The organism is Nocardiopsis codii (assembly GCF_036327455.1).
GTDB lineage: Bacteria > Actinomycetota > Actinomycetes > Streptosporangiales > Streptosporangiaceae > Nocardiopsis > Nocardiopsis codii.
Genome location: NZ_JAUZMY010000032.1, coordinates 26,327 through 43,214, shown reverse-complemented (window position 1 = coordinate 43,214; position 16,888 = coordinate 26,327). Strand labels below are relative to the sequence as shown.

Annotated in this window: 13 protein-coding genes; 9 read left to right on the top strand and 4 right to left on the bottom strand. The window is 74.1% G+C overall.

Annotated elements, in window-relative coordinates; genetic code table 11:
• Nucleotides 1–23 precede the first annotated feature (23 nt).
• Nucleotides 24–767, top strand: a complete 744-nt coding sequence (locus Q8791_RS25810) for an SDR family oxidoreductase (RefSeq protein WP_330094401.1) — start codon at nucleotides 24–26, stop codon at nucleotides 765–767.
• Here Q8791_RS25810 and Q8791_RS25805 read toward each other — a convergent pair.
• On the bottom strand, nucleotides 740–1,663 hold the full coding sequence (locus tag Q8791_RS25805; RefSeq protein WP_330094400.1) for an RNA polymerase sigma-70 factor: 924 nt from the start codon (nucleotides 1,661–1,663) through the stop codon (nucleotides 740–742). The genes Q8791_RS25810 and Q8791_RS25805 overlap by 28 nt on opposite strands.
• Nucleotides 1,664–1,728: 65 nt before the next feature.
• Nucleotides 1,729–2,658 (bottom strand): LysR family transcriptional regulator, encoded by a 930-nt coding sequence (locus tag Q8791_RS25800; RefSeq protein ID WP_330094399.1) that lies wholly within the window; start codon nucleotides 2,656–2,658, stop codon nucleotides 1,729–1,731.
• 216 nt (nucleotides 2,659–2,874) lie between these two features.
• On the opposite strand from Q8791_RS25800, the gene Q8791_RS25795 reads away from it, so the two are divergent.
• The 8 genes from Q8791_RS25795 (at nucleotide 2,875) to Q8791_RS25760 (ending at nucleotide 11,587) form a co-directional block, all read left to right on the top strand.
• Nucleotides 2,875–3,663, top strand: a complete 789-nt coding sequence (locus Q8791_RS25795) for an enoyl-CoA hydratase/isomerase family protein (protein ID WP_330094398.1) — start codon at nucleotides 2,875–2,877, stop codon at nucleotides 3,661–3,663.
• A gap of 51 nt (nucleotides 3,664–3,714) precedes the next feature.
• Nucleotides 3,715–5,466 (top strand): acyl-CoA synthetase, encoded by a 1,752-nt coding sequence (locus Q8791_RS25790; protein WP_330094397.1) that lies wholly within the window; start codon nucleotides 3,715–3,717, stop codon nucleotides 5,464–5,466.
• Nucleotides 5,467–5,600: 134 nt separating this feature from the next.
• Entirely contained in the window at nucleotides 5,601–6,923 is a 1,323-nt protein-coding gene (locus Q8791_RS25785) for an MFS transporter (protein WP_330094396.1), read from the top strand.
• 101 nt (nucleotides 6,924–7,024) lie between these two features.
• Nucleotides 7,025–7,789, top strand: coding sequence for a maleylpyruvate isomerase family mycothiol-dependent enzyme (locus Q8791_RS25780; RefSeq protein ID WP_330094395.1), 765 nt, complete (start codon nucleotides 7,025–7,027; stop codon nucleotides 7,787–7,789).
• Nucleotides 7,790–7,960: 171 nt separating this feature from the next.
• On the top strand, nucleotides 7,961–9,136 hold the full coding sequence (locus Q8791_RS25775) for a sensor histidine kinase (RefSeq protein WP_330094394.1): 1,176 nt from the start codon (nucleotides 7,961–7,963) through the stop codon (nucleotides 9,134–9,136).
• The gene (locus tag Q8791_RS25770; protein WP_330094393.1) at nucleotides 9,133–9,810 is read left to right on the top strand and encodes a response regulator transcription factor; all 678 of its coding nucleotides are present in this window, start codon (nucleotides 9,133–9,135) and stop codon (nucleotides 9,808–9,810) included. Before Q8791_RS25775 ends, Q8791_RS25770 begins: the two co-directional genes overlap by 4 nt.
• Before the next feature lie 129 nt (nucleotides 9,811–9,939).
• The gene (locus Q8791_RS25765; protein WP_330094392.1) at nucleotides 9,940–10,800 is read left to right on the top strand and encodes a CPBP family intramembrane glutamic endopeptidase; all 861 of its coding nucleotides are present in this window, start codon (nucleotides 9,940–9,942) and stop codon (nucleotides 10,798–10,800) included.
• Nucleotides 10,801–11,014: 214 nt separating this feature from the next.
• The gene (locus tag Q8791_RS25760; RefSeq protein WP_330094391.1) at nucleotides 11,015–11,587 is read left to right on the top strand and encodes a suppressor of fused domain protein; all 573 of its coding nucleotides are present in this window, start codon (nucleotides 11,015–11,017) and stop codon (nucleotides 11,585–11,587) included.
• Nucleotides 11,588–11,797: 210 nt separating this feature from the next.
• On the opposite strand, the gene Q8791_RS25755 is transcribed toward Q8791_RS25760, so the two are convergent.
• Both Q8791_RS25755 and Q8791_RS25750 read right to left on the bottom strand, forming a co-directional pair.
• A complete protein-coding gene (locus Q8791_RS25755) occupies nucleotides 11,798–15,109 on the bottom strand; it encodes a right-handed parallel beta-helix repeat-containing protein (RefSeq protein ID WP_330094390.1) in 3,312 nt (1,103 codons plus the stop codon).
• A 69-nt stretch (nucleotides 15,110–15,178) separates the two neighbouring features.
• Complete coding sequence (locus Q8791_RS25750) at nucleotides 15,179–16,822, bottom strand: hypothetical protein (RefSeq protein WP_330094389.1); 1,644 nt, start codon at nucleotides 16,820–16,822, stop codon at nucleotides 15,179–15,181.
• Nucleotides 16,823–16,888 lie beyond the last annotated feature (66 nt).

Below are 16,888 nucleotides of genomic sequence, written 5' to 3'. Positions count from 1 at the left end.
GGGGCCACGACGAGAGGAACCACATGACCGGCTACCTGGTGACCGGAGCGACCGGGCAACTGGGCCGACCCACCGCAGCCGCCCTGCGCGCGGACGGGCACGACGTGCGCGGGCTGACGAGCAGCGGAAGGGAGGGCACGGCGGCCGCGGACCTGGTCACGGGAGAGGGCGTGGACACCGCCCTCGAAGGGATCGACACCGTCGTCCACCTCGCCACGGCGAACGGCCGGCGGGACCTGGAGATGGCCCGCACCCTCGCCCGCGCGGCACGGCGCTCGGGGGTCGGACACCTGGTGCTGGTGTCCATCGTCGGTGTCGACCGCATACCGCTGTCGTTCTACCGGGACCGCCTGCGGATCGAGGAGATCGTCGCGGGCTCCGGGGTCCCGTCGACGGTCCAGCGCGCGACGCAGTTCCACTCCCTCGTGGCGGGACTGTTCGCCGCACAGCGGTTCGTCCCGGCGGTCGTGGCGCCCGCCTGGAGGTTCCAGCCGGTGGCGGCCGAGGAGGTCGCCGTCCGCCTCGCCGAGCTCGCGGTCGGGGAACCGAGGGGACGGGTCCCCGACATCGGCGGCCCGGAACAGCGCGACCTCCGCGACCTGCACGCGGCGTGGAAGCGGGCCTCGGGCGACCGGCGCCCGCTCCTGCCCGTCCGGCTCCCCGGGAAGCTGTTCGCCGCCTACGAGGGGGGAGCCGCCCTGGTGCGGGGCGAGCCCTTCGGGAGGCGTGTCTTCGAGGACTACCTGCGGGAGCGGTACGGCGCCTGAGCCGGTCCGGGCCCCGGGTGGAACCGGGTCAGCTTGGCCGGGTTCACGACCATGAACACCCGCTCCACCCCGGCGGGGGAGGCGTCGACCGTGCACAGGGCGATCGCCTCCCCGCCACGGACCAGCAGGGCGGCGTCGCGGTTGTTCGACTCCACGAACCGCACCGTGAGGTCCTGGCCGAACCGCGTGGACACCCCGGCCAGGAACCGGGCCACGCGGGAGCGGCCGAACACCGGAACCCGCGCGGAGCCGACGGCCCCGCCGCCGTCGGAGTAGGAGACCGCGCCCTCGGTGAGCAGGCCCTCCAGCCGGGAGAGGTCCCCGGCACGGGCCGCGGCCAGGAACGCGCGCAGCAGGCGCCCGTGCTCCTCGCGGCCCACCGGGGCGGGGCGCTCCTCGGTGACGTGGGCGCGGGCGCGCCGCGCGATCTGGCGGGCGTTGGCCTCCGACACCTCCAAGACCTCGGCGATCCGCCGGTACGGGTAGTCGAAGGCCTCGCGCAGCACGTAGACGGCGCGTTCGTTCGGCGTCAGGCGCTCCAGCAGCAGGAGGACCGCCAGCTCCACCGCCTCTCCCCGTTCGGCACCCAGGGCGGGGTCGGCGGAGAGGTCGACCGGCTCTGGCAGCCACGGACCCGGGTAGGTCTCCCGGCGGGCCCTGGCCGAGGTGGCGGTGGTGAGGGCGAGCCGGGTGGCCGTGGTCGCGAGGAACGCCCTCGGGTCGCGGACCACCGACCGGTCGGTGCGCTGCCAGCGGATCCACGCCTCCTGGACGACGTCCTCGGCGTCGGCGACCGCGCCGAGCATCCGGTAGGCGATGCCGAAGAGGACGGGGCGCACCCCGTCGAACGTCGCCGCGGCCTCCGCGAGCTCGGGACCGCCCTCGGGATCAGTCATCCGCCGTCCGGTTCCGTCGCGGGTCGGGTGGGGGCGGAACCGCGCCCGGTCCGCCGCCGGCCACCCTACCGCGCGGCGTTCCCCGGTTCCGGGTGGGGCTGGACCACGTGGCCGGCCGCCTCCAGCCCCGCCGTGGCGGCCGCGACGAACACCGGCACGCTCGCGTGGCGGCGCCGGGGCGGCCACACCACCGACGTGCGCCAGGCCAGCGGATTCCCCTCCAGCGGCGACCACACCAGCCCCTCGGGCAGCCCGCCCAGGGGCCTCTCGTTGAAGTGCACGCCCCTCCCGGCCAGCACCAGCCCGTTGACGAACAGCGGGTTGCGCGCGTGCCGGATCGCCCCCGGCCGGAACCCCTCCGAACTGCACGCGGACATGACCTGGTCGTAGAGCATCGGCGCCATCGCCCGGGGGAAGACCACCAGCGGCATCCCGTTGAGGTCGCGCAGGCGCACCGGGCCGCCTGCCGACAGCGGGTGCTCGGCGGGAAGCAGGACCCCCAGGGGCCGGTGGGCCACCGGGCCCGACTCCAGGCCCGTGGTGTCCGAGGGATGGCGGACCACCCCGACGTCCAGGTCCCCCTCGCGCAGCGCCCGCAGCTGCTCGTCCGTGGTGAGCTCGTGCAGGTCCACCAGCACGTCCGGGGCGTTCGCCGACAGCTCCGCGACCAGGGTGCGCAGTGTGACCGGCATGGTGTCCGGCGGGATGCCGGCCCGCAGGATCCCGCTCTCCCCGGGGCGGATGCGGCGCATGGCCTCCAGCGCCGACTCGGTGCTCTCCAGCACCGGACGGGCGTGCTCCAGCAGCAGGGCCCCGGCCTCGGTCAGCCGCACCTGGTTGCGGCCGCGGTCGAACAGCCGCACGCCCAGTTCGCGCTCCAGGTCGCGGATGCGCTGGGACAGCGGCGGCTGGGCCATGTGCAGGCGGGCGGCGGCCCGGCCGAAGTGCAGCTCCTCGGCCAGCACCGTGAAGTAGCGCAGGTGGCGCAGTTCCATGCGGTGACCCTATCGGCCATATCACTGCGATATCGCGTGAGGTCGCAACTGGTGTTGGACGCCCGCGGCGGTGAGCTGTTGTGATGGCGTTCATAGGGCGGAGGGTCCGGGGTCGACCGGAGTCCACCGGGGCGTACCGACCCCCGCCCGACCATCCGGCGTGCACGAAGGCGTCCGCCGCGCACCCCTGCTTGTGAACTCGTGAAAGGCATCGGCATGTCACCGAACGACGACCTCGTCCTGGCGCACCGCGAACCCCTCGCCGAGGGGCACGCCACCGTCATCACCCTCAACCGCCCCCGCAAGCTCAACGCGTGGACCAGCGCCATGCGCACCCGCCTGGTCGAGCTGTTCGAGGAGGCGGGCGCCGACGCCGACTGCCGCGCCGTCGTGCTGACCGGCGCCGGCGACGCCTTCTGCGCCGGACAGGACCTCGCCGAGACCCAGGCCATCGACCCGACCGACCACGTCGCCGCCGAGGCCTGGATCGACGACTTCGACGTGCTCTACCGGGCGCTGCGGGGCATCGACAAGCCCACCATCGCGGCCGTCAACGGCGTCGCCGCCGGATCCGGGTTCCAGTTCGCGCTCCTCGCGGACCTGCGCGTCGGCCACCCCGGCGTCCGCATGGGCCAGCCCGAGGTCCGCTCCGGCATCCCCAGCGTCACCGGCATCTGGGCGATGTGGGACATCCTCGGCAAGGCCCGCACCATCGAGTTCACCCTCACCGGCGACCTGGTCGACGGCGACGAGGCCCACCGGCTCGGCCTGCTCACCCGCATCGTCCCCGACCAGGAGGGTGTGCTCCCCGCCGCCCTCGCCCTCGCGGGCTCCCTCGCCTCCCTGCCCCCCGGCGCCGTCGCCCTCACCAAGGCCCGCCTGCGCGAGATCGACGACGACGCGCTCACCGACTCCATCACCGCCGCCAAGAGGGTCCACACCCAGGCCTACGCCAGCGGTGAGCCCCAGCGCGAGATGGAGCGGTTCCTGGCCAAGCGCCGCTGAACCGCCCGTTCCACCACCGACGCCACAGCTGGAAACAGGGGAGACCACCCGATGACCACCACCGGAACCGAGGACGGCACGCACTCCGGAGCCGGGGCCACCGCCCCCGACCCGGGCACCGCCCCGGACGCCGCCGCGCACCCGGCCCTCGCCGTCCCCACCCCGGACGCGCTCGCCGAGGGGGACCGCCTCTACCGGCTCCTGTGCGACGAACAGGGCTGGGAGGTGCCCGAGCGCTACAACATGGCGGTCGACGTCGCCGACCACCACCCCGGCGACCGCGTCGCCCTCGTCTTCGAGGACCACAGCGGCCACCGCGAGGAGGTCACCTGGGACCGGATCCGCGACCGGGCGGCCCGCGTCGCCGCCCACCTGCACGCCCTGGGCGTGCGCCAGGGGGACCGGGTGGCCGTCCTGCTGCCCCAGCGGCCCGACACCCCCGCCACCTACCTGGGCGTCCTGCGCACCGGCGCCGTCCTGGTCACGATGTCCCCGCTGTGGGCCGACGACCCCATCGCCTACCGGCTCGCCGACTCCGGCAGCACCGTCCTCGTCACCGAGAACGCCTCCCTGGGGCGGGCGGCCGACGCCGTCGCGGCGATCGCCTCGGTCGACACCGGCACGGTTCCCGGCGGGCAGGGTGACGGGGCCCGACCCGCCCCGGCCGACGTGCGGATCGTGGACGTGGACGACCCGGCGATCGCCGCACGCGAACCCCGGCACGAGGCGGCCGACACCGCCGCCGACGACCCGGCGCTCATCTTCTACACCTCCGGGACGACCGGCCCCGCCAAGGGCATCGTGCACGCCCACCGCACGCTCCTCGGCCACAACGAGTTCCGGTACTGCCACGACCTGCGCCCCGGCGACGTGTTCTACGGGGCGGGCGACTGGGCGTGGTCCATGGCCAAGCTCATGGGCCCCCTGCGCGCCGGAGCCACCCACCTGGTCTACCGCCCGCGGGCGGGGTTCGACCCCGAGGGCCTGCTCGCCGCCATGTCCCGCAACCGGGTGACCACCGCCCTGGTCAACCCCACCCTCCTGCGCAAGCTCCGCGCCGACGTCCCCGACGCCGGACGGCGCCACCCCCAGGCCCTGCGCGTGGTGTGCTGCTCCAACGAGCCCCTCACCACCGACCTCATCGCCTGGTTCCGGGAGCAGTTCGGAGTGACCCCGCTCGACTACTACGGGTCCACCGAGTCCTACCCGCTGCTGGGCAACCTGCCCGGCGTACCCGTCAAGCCGGGCTCCGTGGGCCGCCCCCTCCCCGGATGGGAGGTCGCCCTCCTCGACGACGAGGGCAACGAGGTCCCCGACGGGGAACCCGGGGAGATCTGCCTGCGCACCCGCAGCAACCCCCAGTTCCCCCTCGGGTACTGGAAGCGGCCCGACGCCTCCGCCGAGAGCTTCGGCGGCGCCTGGTACCGCACCAAGGACCAGGCCACCCGCGACGCCGACGGCTACTACTGGTTCCTGGGCCGCACCGACGACGTCATCAAGACCTCCGGGTACCGGGTCGGCCCCTACGAGGTCGAGGCCGCCCTGCGCGAACACCCGGCGGTCGCCGACGCGGGGGTGGTCGGACTGCCCGACCCGCTGCGCGGACAGGTCGTCAAGGCGTGGATCGAACTCGCCGACGGGCACCGCCCCGGCGACGACCTCGCCGACGAGATCCGCGCCTTCGCCCGCGAACACTACTCGCGCTTCGCCTACCCGCGCCTGATCGCCTTCGAGGAACGCCTTCCCCGTTCCGCCACAGGCAAGGTCCAGCGCGCCGAGCTGCGACGACGCGACACGGTCTGAGACCGGTGCGGCGGCGGCCCCCGCCGCCGCACCCGGCCGCGCCAGGCCACCCCGGCGGGCCGCCCCGTCTCTTGTCCCCCCTAACATCGATCCCGGGCCAGGCCCGGGCAATGAGAACGAGGAGTTCGGGTACGGTGCTGAACGATCAGGAAGTCCCCGCGACGCCACCCCAGGACATGGGCCGCGTCCGCCGCCGCGTCACCGTGGCCACCGCCATCGGCAACTTCGTGGAGTGGTTCGACTCCGGCGCCTACGCCGTCATGTCGGCCACCATCGCGGTGCTGTTCTTCCCCAACTACGACCCCGCCGCGGCGCTGCTCGCGACCTGGGCGATCTTCGCCGCCGGGTTCATCGCCCGGCCGCTGGGCGCCCTGTTCTTCGGCCACTACGGCGACCGCATCGGCCGCAACCGCGCCCTCGCCCTGAGCGTGCTGTGCATGAGCGGCGCCACGCTCGCGATCGGCCTGCTGCCCACCTACGCGGCGATCGGCCTGGGAGCCCCGCTCCTGCTCCTGCTCATGCGCACCGTCCAGGGCTTCTCCACCGGCGGCGAGTACACCGGCGCGTCCTCCTTCATCATGGAGTACGCCCCCGAGGGGAGCCGCGCTCGTTACGCCAGCGCCGTCCCCATCACCGTCGGCGTGGCCGCGGTCGTCGGTTCCGGTGTGGGCGTGCTGCTCACCGGCACCCTCAGCGAGGAGGCCCTGATGTCGTGGGGCTGGAGGATCCCGTTCCTGATCGCGGGTCCGCTCGGCGCCATCGGCCTGTACCTGCGCTCCCGCCTCGACGACACCCCGGTCTTCCGCGAGATGGCCAAGCAGGAGAACACCACGAAGAGCCCGCTGCGTCAGGCCTTCAAGGTCTCCGGCCGACAGATGTTCACGCTGTTCGGCTACAGCATCACGAACGCGGTCGGCTACTACTTCATGAGCTCCTACATGATCAGCTACATGTCGGAGTCGCTGGACTACACCAAGACGCAGGCGCTCATGACCAGCGTGGTGGCGATGCTCGCGTACACGGCCGCGTGTCCGTTCATGGCGAGGGCCAGCGACCGCTTCGGCCGACGACCCATGCTGATGATCGCCTGCGGCGGGTTCGTCCTGCTCACGTACCCCGCGTTCCAGCTGATGTCCACGGGCCTGGCCGGGGCGCTGGTGGGGACCTCGGCCCTGGCCGTGCTGGTCTCCGTGATCGGCACGTCCAACGTCCCGATGATGGTGGAGATGTTCCCCGCGCAGCTGCGCGCCAGCGGCTCGGCGGTCGGCTACACCGCCGCGTACGTGCTGTTCGGCGGTACCGCCCCGTTCGTGGCGACCTGGCTGGTCAACAGCACGGGCAGCGCCCTCACCCCGGCGTTCTACCTGGTCGGGGTGGCCGCGATCAGCCTCCTGGTGGTGCTGACCCTGGTGCGGGAGACCAAGGACCTCTCCCTCACCCGCACCACGCTGCGCTGACGGCGGGCCGCGCGGTCGGCGGCCCACGGCCCGTGAGACCCCGAGGTTCGTCCGCTCGAATGCGTGTGCGAATACTCGGGGTCCCGTGTAGCGTCCTCGGCATGGAGACCCCCGACCACATCGCCGTCCTGCGCGGGAGCGGAGCCGTCCTCGCCGACGCGGCCCGGGGCCACCTCGACCGCCCGGTCCCCGCCTGTCCGGACTGGACGGTCGCCGACCTCGTCCGGCACGTCGGCGTGACCCACCACTTCTGGCGGAGCATCGTCACCGGCGAGGCCGCCGGCCCCCGGGACCACGCCGCCCCCCGGCCCCCGGACGGCGACGCCCTCCTCACCTGGTACCGGGAGGGGCTGGCGGAGACCGTGCGGATCCTGGCCGACGCCGACCCCGCCGAGCCCCGCTGGACGTGGGCGCCGCGCAAGGACGTCGCCTTCATCCGGCGGCGGGTGGCCCAGGAGACGCTCGTGCACGCCTGGGACGCCCAGGACTCCCGGGGCGGCCCCGAGGACCTGCCGTCCGGGGCGGCGGCCGACGGGATCGACGAGTTCCTGGAGGTCATCCTGCCCCTGGGCGGCGCCCCGCGGGGCGCGCCGGGGGAGGAGCGGACGACGCTGCGCCTGCGCGCCGTCGACACCGGCGACGTGTGGACGGTCGGCCGGGGCGCGGGCGCCTGGCGGGTGCGCCGCTCCGTGTCGGAGGGAGGATGGACGGTGTCCCCGGACCCGTCGCCCGACACGGTCGCGGTGGAGGGCTTCGCCTCCGACCTGCTGCTCGTGCTCTGGCGCAGGGCGGACACCTTCCCGACGCGGGTCGCCGGGGACCGGGAGGCGTTCGCGCGCTTCCTGGAGGAGGCGGAGACGGCGTAGGCCTGGCCCGGACCCCGGACCCCGGTCCCCGCCTGTCCGTCTCCGGTGGGGTGCGGTGCCAGGACCGGGGCAGCGGCCCCACGGTGCGAGGACGCCGCCCCGGCACCGGTTCGCGACCACCGAGCGACGCGCTCCGACCGCCACCGCGGCGGCGCGGGATAGTCTGCTCGGGTGTTCGAGACAACAGCGTGGACGGAGCGCATGCTCCGCCCCCTGCGAAGAGCGGGAGCCACCGACGCCCTGCTCCCCGCGGCCCTCGTGGCCCTGTCCTTCGTCCCGGGAATCGCTCAGCAGGGACTCGACCTCGCGGAACTGCCGGACGACCGGACCCTGGACGGCCTGGGCCTGGTCCTCATCGGCGCCCAGGCCGCGCCTCTCGCCCTGCGGCGTCGGTTCCCCGTCACCTGCCTGATCGCGGTCGCCGCCGCGTTCACCGCCTTCCAACTGCTGCGCTACCCCAACGCCTTCGCCTCCCTCGCGCTGGTCGTGGCCCTGTACACCGTCGGCGCACACCCGCCGCGCCGTCCCGTGTGGGTGGCCGCGGGGGCCGTCGCCGCCTACGCACTCGTCTGCTGCTCCCTTCACCTCGCGGGCTCCCGTGCCACCGTGGCCGACTACCTCACCTTCGGCCTCGTCCTGGCTGTGTTCTGCGCCCTCGGCGGGTGGGTGCGTGCCCGGGCCCTGGACGCCGAGGAGCGGCGCCGCCGCGCGGAGGCGGACGCCGCTGCCGCCGAACGGGCCCGTCTCGCCCGCGACCTGCACGACGTCGTCACACACCACGTCACCTCGATGGTGGTCCAGGCCGACACGGCGGGTTATCTTCTGGAGCGGTCCGACCGGGTGGGAACCACCCTGACCAGCATCGGGGAGACCGGTCGGCGCGCCCTGGACGACCTCAGACACCTGCTCGGCGTCCTGGACGGACGCGGGGACCGGACCGGTCCCTCGCTCGGAGAACTCGCCGACCTCGTCGACCGCTCCCGAGACGCTGGGCAGAGCGTGGACCTGGTCGAGGCCGGCGAGCCCCGACCGATGCGCCCCCAGGAGGAGGAAGCCCTGTACCGCGTCGTCCAGGAGTCCGTCACGAACGCGCTCAAGCACGCGCCCGACAGGCACGTCGTCGTCCGCATCGACCACGGGAACGAGGCGGTCGGCGCCCGGATCACGACCGGGGGCGGCGCGCCTCCGGACCAGGGGGCCAGCTCGCCCCGGCCCCGCCTCGGCGGCGGTCGCGGCCTGACGGGCCTGCGGGAGAGGGTCGGCGCCGTCGGTGGGGAGCTGCGCGCAGGCCCCTCCGACGACGGGGGATTCACGGTGCACGCCAGTATCCCCAGGGGGAAGACGTGAACGGCTCGCCCATCCGAGTCGTGGTCTGCGAGGACGACGAGCTGGTGCGCGCCGGGTACGCCGCGGTGCTCGACGCCCAGCCGGACATGGTGGTGGTGGGGCAGGCCGGCGACGGCGCCGAGGCCTTGAGCGTCATCCGCGACCTGCGGCCCGACGTCGCGGTGATGGACATCCACATGCCCCGTCTGAGCGGCATCGAGGTGACCGCCCGCCTGGCGGAGCCGACGGACCCCCACCCGGTGCGGGTCCTGGTGGTGACGACCTTCCATCTGGACGAATACGTCTACGATGCGCTGCGGGCCGGAGCGAGCGGGTTCCTGTTGAAGGACGCCCCGTTGCACGAGCTGATCGCGGGCGTGCGCACGGTCGCCCGGGGAGAGGCCCTGCTGGCGCCGGCGGTGACCCGGCGGCTCATCGGCGAGTACGCCCTGCGGATCCGCCCCGCCGATCCCACCCCTCCCGCAGTTCACCCCGAGCCGCTGACCGAGCGCGAGCACGAGGTACTGCTCCTCATGGCGGAGGGGCTGTCCAACGGGGAGATCGCCGAGCGGATGACGATCGCGCACGAGACCGTCAAGACCCACGTGTCGCGGATCCTCGCCAAACTCCGATTGCGCGACCGGGTCCAGGCTGTCGTCTTCGCCTACCGCTCGGGGCTGGTGCGGCAGGGGTGAGAGCCGGGTCCCCCTCGAGAGCTACTCAAGTGCGCTCGCGCGGGTGATGTGGCCGACAGGGCCCCTTTCCTAGCCTGGGAACCGGTCGGAGCGCCCCCCGCGCCCCGCGTTCCAGGAAGTGGTCCCGACATGCCCCACGACGGCGCACCCGCGTCCACCCCCCGCAGGTCCCGGCGCACGGCCGCGCGCTCGGCGCTCCTCCTGCTCCTGTTCGGCGCCCTGGCCGCGCTCCTCCCGGGCGTGACGGGCGCGGTGGGCGCGTCGGTGTGGGCCCTGCCCCTCGGCGTCGCGGCGGCGGCCCTCGGCCTGTGGGCCTACCGGCTCGCGATCCGCCGGATCGAGGGGAGGGAGCCGCTGGAACTCTCCCGCGAGGGGGCGGCCCGCGGCCTCGGGTGGGGCACATCGGCCGGGATCGGTGTGTTCACCGTGACCATCACCGCCATCGCCCTTCTCGGAGGCTACCGAGTCACCGGCTGGGGGTCGTTCGAGGCGTTCCTGGCCGTGTGCGGACTGATGTGCGCGGTCGCGGTCGCCGAGGAGCTCCTGTTCCGCGGGGTCCTCTTCCGAATCGTGGAAGAGGTCGTCGGAACCTGGGGCGCGCTCGCCGTCAGTTCCGCGCTCTTCGGTGGGCTGCACCTGGTGAACCCGAACGCGACCCTGTGGGGTGCGCTGGCCATTGCCCTGGAGGCCGGTCTCATGCTCGGCGCCGCCTACGCGGCCACGCGATCCCTGTGGCTGCCGATCGGCCTGCACCTGGGCTGGAACACGGCGCAGGCCGGGATCTTCGGCACCGCCGTCTCCGGCAGTGAGGAGGCGTTCGCCGGGCTGTTGACCGGGGAGACGAGCGGGCCCGCGGCGATCAGTGGGGGCGCCTTCGGCCCCGAGGGCAGCGTCTTCGCGGTGCTGTTCTGCGGCGCGGTCACGGTGTGCCTGCTGCGCGTGGCCCACCGCAGGGGCCACATCGTCCCCCGCGCCGCCCGTCGGGCCTGAGCGGGACGCCGGTCGGAGCGCACGAGGGACCGGAACGCCGTAGGCGCGTTATCCAAGGATCACCGCCTCGATCCGCCGGCGCGACCACGGACCGGCGGCCCCCGGTCCCGGCCGTGGAGGGGAGGTCGTAGTCTGGCCGTTCCACATGTCCGTATGGCGGCCGTTTCGGGGCATTGTCCCCGGCGGCCGGAGGCACAGCGGGGGGTCGGGTTCCTTGGCGACCGGGGAGGACGCGCGGATCTTCGCGCTCGAACGGCATGTGCGGGAGTTCTGGCAGGGGCACGCCGTGGAGCCCACCACCTGGGAACACGCCCCGCTCCTGGACCGGGTCCCGGGTTTCGCCACCTACCGGGTGGCGCCCAGGAACGCGGGCGAGGGCTGGGTCCACGTCACGGTCGGCTCCTCCGTCCACGAGGAGCGGGGCGGCACCGAGTTCTTCCTCATGGCGCCGACAGGGGCGCAGGCCCACGCCGAGACCCTGGCCATGGTCAGCCACCTGCACTCCTTCGAGGAGTACCGGATCGGCGCCGGTTCGGTGATCGACGTGGGCGGCCCGTGGACGGAGGGCTCGCGCATGGACCACCTCCTGGTGAGCCCGCCCTACCCCTACGGCCCCGCACTGGAGTGGGCGCCCGCCGAGACCGGGGGAGCGAGGTTCCTGTGGCTGCTCCCGGTCCACCGGAGCGAGGCCGCCTTCGTCGCGGCCGAGTCGCTCGACGCCTTCGAGGAGGTCCTGGAGGCGGAGGGCGTCAACGTCCTGGACACCGACCGGGCCCCTCTGGTGTGAGTGCCTCGGCGCTGCCCCGGACGTCCGCGAACTCTCCGTCGCCTCCTGCCCTCCCGGGACCGGCCCCTCCCGGAGGACGCCGTGAGGGCCGTCCTCCGGGAGGGGCCTCACGGCCGTACCGCCGCACGGGACGTCCACCGAGCGGCACGCACCGCCGGGGCCGCACACCGCCTGCCCCGCACCGCCGCCCGCTCGGGCCGGGGCCGGCCGTCAGCGGGCCGGGATGTCCTCGGGCAGCAGGGTGGTGAAGTCCTCCCTGGTGGCGTTCTGGACGCCGTTGACCAGGCGGCCCGCCTGCCGGGTGATCATCCGCTCCAGTACCTGGCGCGCGTAGCGGGCGTTGCCGAAGTTCACGTCGCGGACCACCCCCGAGAAGTGCTCGTGCAGGGCAGCCGTCGTCTGCTCACCGCAGGTGTACCCCGATCCCTTCGCCATGCGCTCGACGATGGTGACCAGCTCGTCGTCGCTGTAGTCGGGGAACTCCACCTGGTGGTTGAACCGGGAGGCCAGACCGGGGTTGGAGTCGAGGAAGCGCTGCATCTCGTTGGTGTACCCGGCGACGATGACCACCGCCTCGTCGCGGTGGTCCTCCATGAGCTTGACCAGGGTGTCGATGGCCTCCTGGCCGAAGTCGTTGCCCGACCCCCGAGGCGCCAGCGAGTAGGCCTCGTCCACGAACAGCACGCCGCCCTTGGCCCGCTCGAACACCTCGGCGGTCAGCTGGGCGGTGTGCCCGACGTAGCGCCCCACCAGGTCGGAGCGCGCCGCCTCCACCACGTGGTCGCCGCGCAGCACCCCCAGCGCGTGCAGGAGCTTGCCGTACAGGCGGGCCACGGTCGTCTTACCGGTACCGGGGGGACCGGCGAACACCAGGTGGTGGCTCATCGCCGCCACCTGGAGCCCCATGGCGCGCCGCTGCTGCGACATCAGCAGGAGGTTGGCCAGGTCGTTGACCGTCTCCTTGACGCTCGCCAGGCCCACCATCGCGTCGAGCTCCTCGCGCAGGGCCGCGATCCCGTCCGCCGTGCCGCCGAGCTGCTCCTCCTCGGCCGCCTCCCCGAGGTCCTCGGGCAGCAGGAGGGTGAGCGAGTCCGGGCTGTCGGGGATGGTCCCGCCCAGCCGGAACGCCTGGCGGTCGATCATCTCCTCGAAGAGCTTGCGGGCCTCGCGGCCGTTACCGAACGCCGGGCCCTTGGGCACGCGCTCGAAGTGGGCGAGCAGGGCCGCCTCGGTCTCCTCCGCCATCCGGTAGCTGTGGGAGACGCACAGCTTGCGCACGATCTCCGTCAGTTCCTCGGCCTCGTAGTTGGTGAACTCGATGGTCCGGCTGAACCGGGAGGCCAGACCGGGGTTGGTGTCGAGGAAGCTCTGCATCTGCTCGGTGTAGCCGGCGACGATCACCACGACCTCGTCGCGGTGGTCCTCCATGAGCTTGACCAGGGTGTCGATGGCCTCCCGGCCGAAGTCGGGGCCGCTGCCGCCCCCGCCCTCGCTGCCGCTCGCCAGAGTGTAGGCCTCGTCGACGAACAGCACGCCGCCCTTGGCGCGCTCGAACACCTCGGTGGTCTTGATCGCCGTGCCGCCCACGTACTGCGACACGAGGTCGGCGCGGGCCACCTCGACCACGTGCCCGTAGCGCAGCACGTCCAGCTCGGCGAGGATCTGCCCGTACAGCCGCGCCACCGTGGTCTTACCCGTACCGGGAGCGCCGCCGAAGACCAGGTGGCGGCTCATGGGCGGAGTGGGCAGGCCCATCTCGGCCCTGCGCTGGGCCATCTGGTTGCGGGTGACGAGCGTTTTGACCTCGTGCTTGACCCCGGCCAGGCCCACCAGCGCGTCCAGTTCCTTGAGGGGGCCGACCTCCTCGGCGTCCTCGTCCTCCTGTACGGGGACGGGGGCCTCCGGCATCTGGACGGGCGCGCCCGCCAGGTCGCCGAACGCGTCCGGCGCCCCGTTGCCGCGGCTGAGCAGCTCCTCCGTGCGCATGCTCTGGCTGGCGACGGTCTGTCGCAGACCGGAGCGGCCGTTGTCGCGCACCGAGCAGTCCTCCACCGCCACGTCCTCGGCGGAGTGCACGAGGATGCCGTCGGCGCCGTTGCCGAACACCTCGCACCGCCGCAGCGTGGCGCTCGCCTTCGCCGCGACCAGTACGCCGTTGCGGCGGCCGTTGTACACCCGGGTGCGCAGCACCGTCGCCCGGCCTCCGGCCCGCACGGAGACACCGTCGCCCGTGCACTCCGACACGTCGCAGTCGCGCACGTCGGCGGACCCGCCCGCGCCCACCGAGATCCCGGCGTCGCGGCTCCCGGAGATCTGCACTCCGGTCAGCAGCGGAGCGCCGCCCTCCTCCACGGACACGGCGCTCTTACCGGTGCGGTCCAGCGTCACGTCCTCCAGGCGTCCGCGTCCGCCCTTGCCGAACACCACGCCCTGGCCCCGCGTCCCGGTGACCGCGGTCGCGCGCAGGAACGGGGCGCACTCCTCGATCACCACGCCGGGGCCGGCGGTCCCGCTGACCAGCCCGCGGTCGAACTCGACGACGCTGTCGCCGACCAGGCTCACCCCCTGTCCGCCGAGCACGACCAGGCCGAGGAAGGTGGTGGAGGCGCGCTCCTCGGCGCGCACGGCGTCACCGCCCGACTCCTCCACCTCGCAGTCGGTGAAGGTACCGCGCGCCCGGCCCGACAGGTGGATGGACACGCCCTTGGCGCGCGCCACGCGCACCCGCGTCACCTGGGGGTCCGAACCGTTGTGCACGACGATGCCGCGCCCGCCCACGTCCTCGAACACGCAGCCCTCCACCACCGGGCGCGACCGGCTGGACACCGTCAGCGCGTCGCCCTCGGTGTCGTGCACACGTGTGTCCAGCAGCGAGGTGGCGGAGCCCTCCTCCAGCGCGACCGCGGGCTTCTTGGTCCCCGAGATCTCACAGTCCCGGATCGTGCCCCCGGACTGTCCGCTGGCGTACACGCCGTTGCCCCCCGCGTCCCGCAGCACGCAGGAGCGGACCGTGGGACGGGCCTGCTCGCCGATGACCACGGCGCTGGTGTCGACCTCCTCGACCACGCAGTCCTCGATGACGCTCGGCCCGGAGGAGGTGATCACCACTCCCGCGCCCGCCGAGCACGTGACGCGGCTGTCGCGCATGGCGAGCGCGCCGTCGCCGCGCACCGACACCGCGGTCCACGAGGCCCCCTCCACCTCGCAGTCGGCCATCTCCAGCTGTCCGAGGGGGATGTCCACCGCGGGGTAGTCGGCGTGCCGGCCGCGCAGGACCAGCCCCGACAGCTTGACCGCCTCGGCGCCCGAGACCACGGCGCAGCCGGAACCGGTGGTGATCTCCACGCTGCCCAGGCCGTCGCGGGCCATCAGGGTGACCACGTCGCGCAGGACGAGGCTCTCCTCGTAGCGGCCGGGGGCAATGGTGATGAGGGCGCCGCTGTCAGCGGCCTCGACCGCCTCGGTGATCGTCGCGTGCCCGTCCTGCGCGGCGGCGTCGACGGTGAGGAGCTGCCTGGTCATCGGTGTCTTCCTAATTCGGGGGAGGGGAGGGGAGCCGGCGGGGCGGCCTGGACCGCCCCGCCGGGTGGGTCAGGAGCAGGACGCGCGCAGCGCCGAGGCGGCCACGTGCGAGCTGGTGTGCTCCTGGTCCGCGAGGGCGTCGGCCCCCGCGTTGGTGAGCTTGACGGTGAACTCCTCCGTGGGGGAGGTGAACCCGGTCACCTGGACCCAGCCGCCCCGGATCCCCGCCTGGTCGATTCCGAAGACCGCCACGGGCGACCCCTCGGCCGAGGGGCCGGAGAAGAGCTGGTATCCGGCCTCCTCGGGGGAGATCCACAGCGGGCTCTCGTCGTCGGGCACGTGGACGTAGAGCTCGCACACGACCCCCGCCTCTCCGGGGGTGAACGTCCAGGTGGCGTACTGGCCGTTGCCCCGTTCCGGGTCGCCCGAGACGGGAAGGGCCTCGTAGTTGCCGTCGCAGCCCTCCTGAGCGTACCCGCCGGGCCGGGTGGCCCAGCTGGCGGTGCCCTCGGCGCTGTCCCAGCGCCCCTCGTTCGCGTAGGAGGCGCCGGGGGAGGCCTGGCAACCGGGCCCCGCGACGGCGAGGAAGGGCTCCGGTTCCGAGCCCCCCGTCAACGCGACCGAGTCCTCCAGGACGGAGCCCCCGCCCTCCGAGGGCGGCGCCTCGGCGGACGTCCCGCCACCGGTGGCGTCGCCGTTCCCGGCGGCCCCGTTCTCGCGGGCGGCGTCGCCGGTGTCGGCGAAGGGAGCGCTCATCTCCTCCCCGGCAGCGCCGTTCCCCGCGTCCCCGGTGTCGGCGTTCCCGTTCCCGGCGCCCTCGCCGGGCGCTCCCTCGTTCGTACCCTCCCCGGAGGTCCCTGCCCCCTCGTTGCCCTCGGTCGCCGCGCCTTCTCCGGCCGCGCCGTCCTCCCCGGAGGAGGGACCGGCGGCCGTGTCACCGCCTTCGGCCGCACCGCCCTCGGCCGCACCGCCTTCGGTCCCCGGCTCCCCGGCGGCCGCTGTGTCCCCGGCACCCGGCGCACCGGCGGCGGTCATCTCGCCCCCGCCGTTCCCCGACTCCGGGGCGCCGGTCGCGCCCGGGTTCTCCTGTGCGGCGGGGGCGGCCTCGACGGGGTTCTCCCCGCCGGTGGCGCCGGTGCCCGGGTCGGGCATCGTCGGGGTCCCGGACCCGTCTCCGCTCACTTCGGGGACGTAGCCGGTCTCCTGGGGCGCGGCGGCCTGTTGGGGCGCGGACGCCGAGCCCGGGTCCGCCTGAGCCGCGACGCCCCCGGACTCACCGCCGGACGAGGCGCCCGCCTCGGCGGAGCCCGAGGACTGGCCGTCGGCACCGCCCGCGCCCGAGGAGAGCGGAGTCGCCTCCAGGGTCACCCCGGGCACCCCCACCGTCATGGCGAAGGGGGCGGCGACCAGCAGCAGGCCCGCGATGGCGGCACCCGCCAGGGCGGGCCGGCCCGGGCGGTCCAGCGCGACCTCCGGGGCCTGTGGGGCAGCGGGTTCGTGCAGGGCGCCGGTGATCCGAGGGCCGGGAACGGCCTCGGCCGCCCCCGCGTCCCCGGCAGTGTGGGCGGGGAGGGCGGGAGCGTCGGGCGCCGCGGAGCCGGCGGTCCCGCCGGAGACCGTGCCGTCGGCTCCTCCGGAGAGCGCCGTCCGGAACTCGGATCCCGGCGTGGGACTGCCCTCCGCCGTGCCGCGCGCCTGCGCGTTCTCAGACATCGCAACTCCTTCTCGGGGGCCCGGGCGGCCGCTCACTCGGCCGCCCGGGGACGTGGGGGTGGGGGT

Excerpts from the sequence above, each read along its gene's own strand:
- Q8791_RS25810 (WP_330094401.1), top strand. The coding sequence starts at position 24 with ATGACCGGCTACCTGGTGACCGGAGCGACCGGGCAACTGGGCCGACCC.
- Q8791_RS25790 (WP_330094397.1), top strand. The coding sequence starts at position 3,715 with ATGACCACCACCGGAACCGAGGACGGCACGCACTCCGGAGCCGGGGCC.
- Q8791_RS25780 (WP_330094395.1), top strand. The coding sequence starts at position 7,025 with ATGGAGACCCCCGACCACATCGCCGTCCTGCGCGGGAGCGGAGCCGTC.
- Q8791_RS25800 (WP_330094399.1), bottom strand. The coding sequence starts at position 2,658 with ATGGAACTGCGCCACCTGCGCTACTTCACGGTGCTGGCCGAGGAGCTG.
- Q8791_RS25805 (WP_330094400.1), bottom strand. The coding sequence starts at position 1,663 with ATGACTGATCCCGAGGGCGGTCCCGAGCTCGCGGAGGCCGCGGCGACG.
- Q8791_RS25750 (WP_330094389.1), bottom strand. The coding sequence starts at position 16,822 with ATGTCTGAGAACGCGCAGGCGCGCGGCACGGCGGAGGGCAGTCCCACG.
- Q8791_RS25765 (WP_330094392.1), top strand. The coding sequence starts at position 9,940 with ATGCCCCACGACGGCGCACCCGCGTCCACCCCCCGCAGGTCCCGGCGC.
- Q8791_RS25755 (WP_330094390.1), bottom strand. The coding sequence starts at position 15,109 with ATGACCAGGCAGCTCCTCACCGTCGACGCCGCCGCGCAGGACGGGCAC.
- Q8791_RS25795 (WP_330094398.1), top strand. The coding sequence starts at position 2,875 with ATGTCACCGAACGACGACCTCGTCCTGGCGCACCGCGAACCCCTCGCC.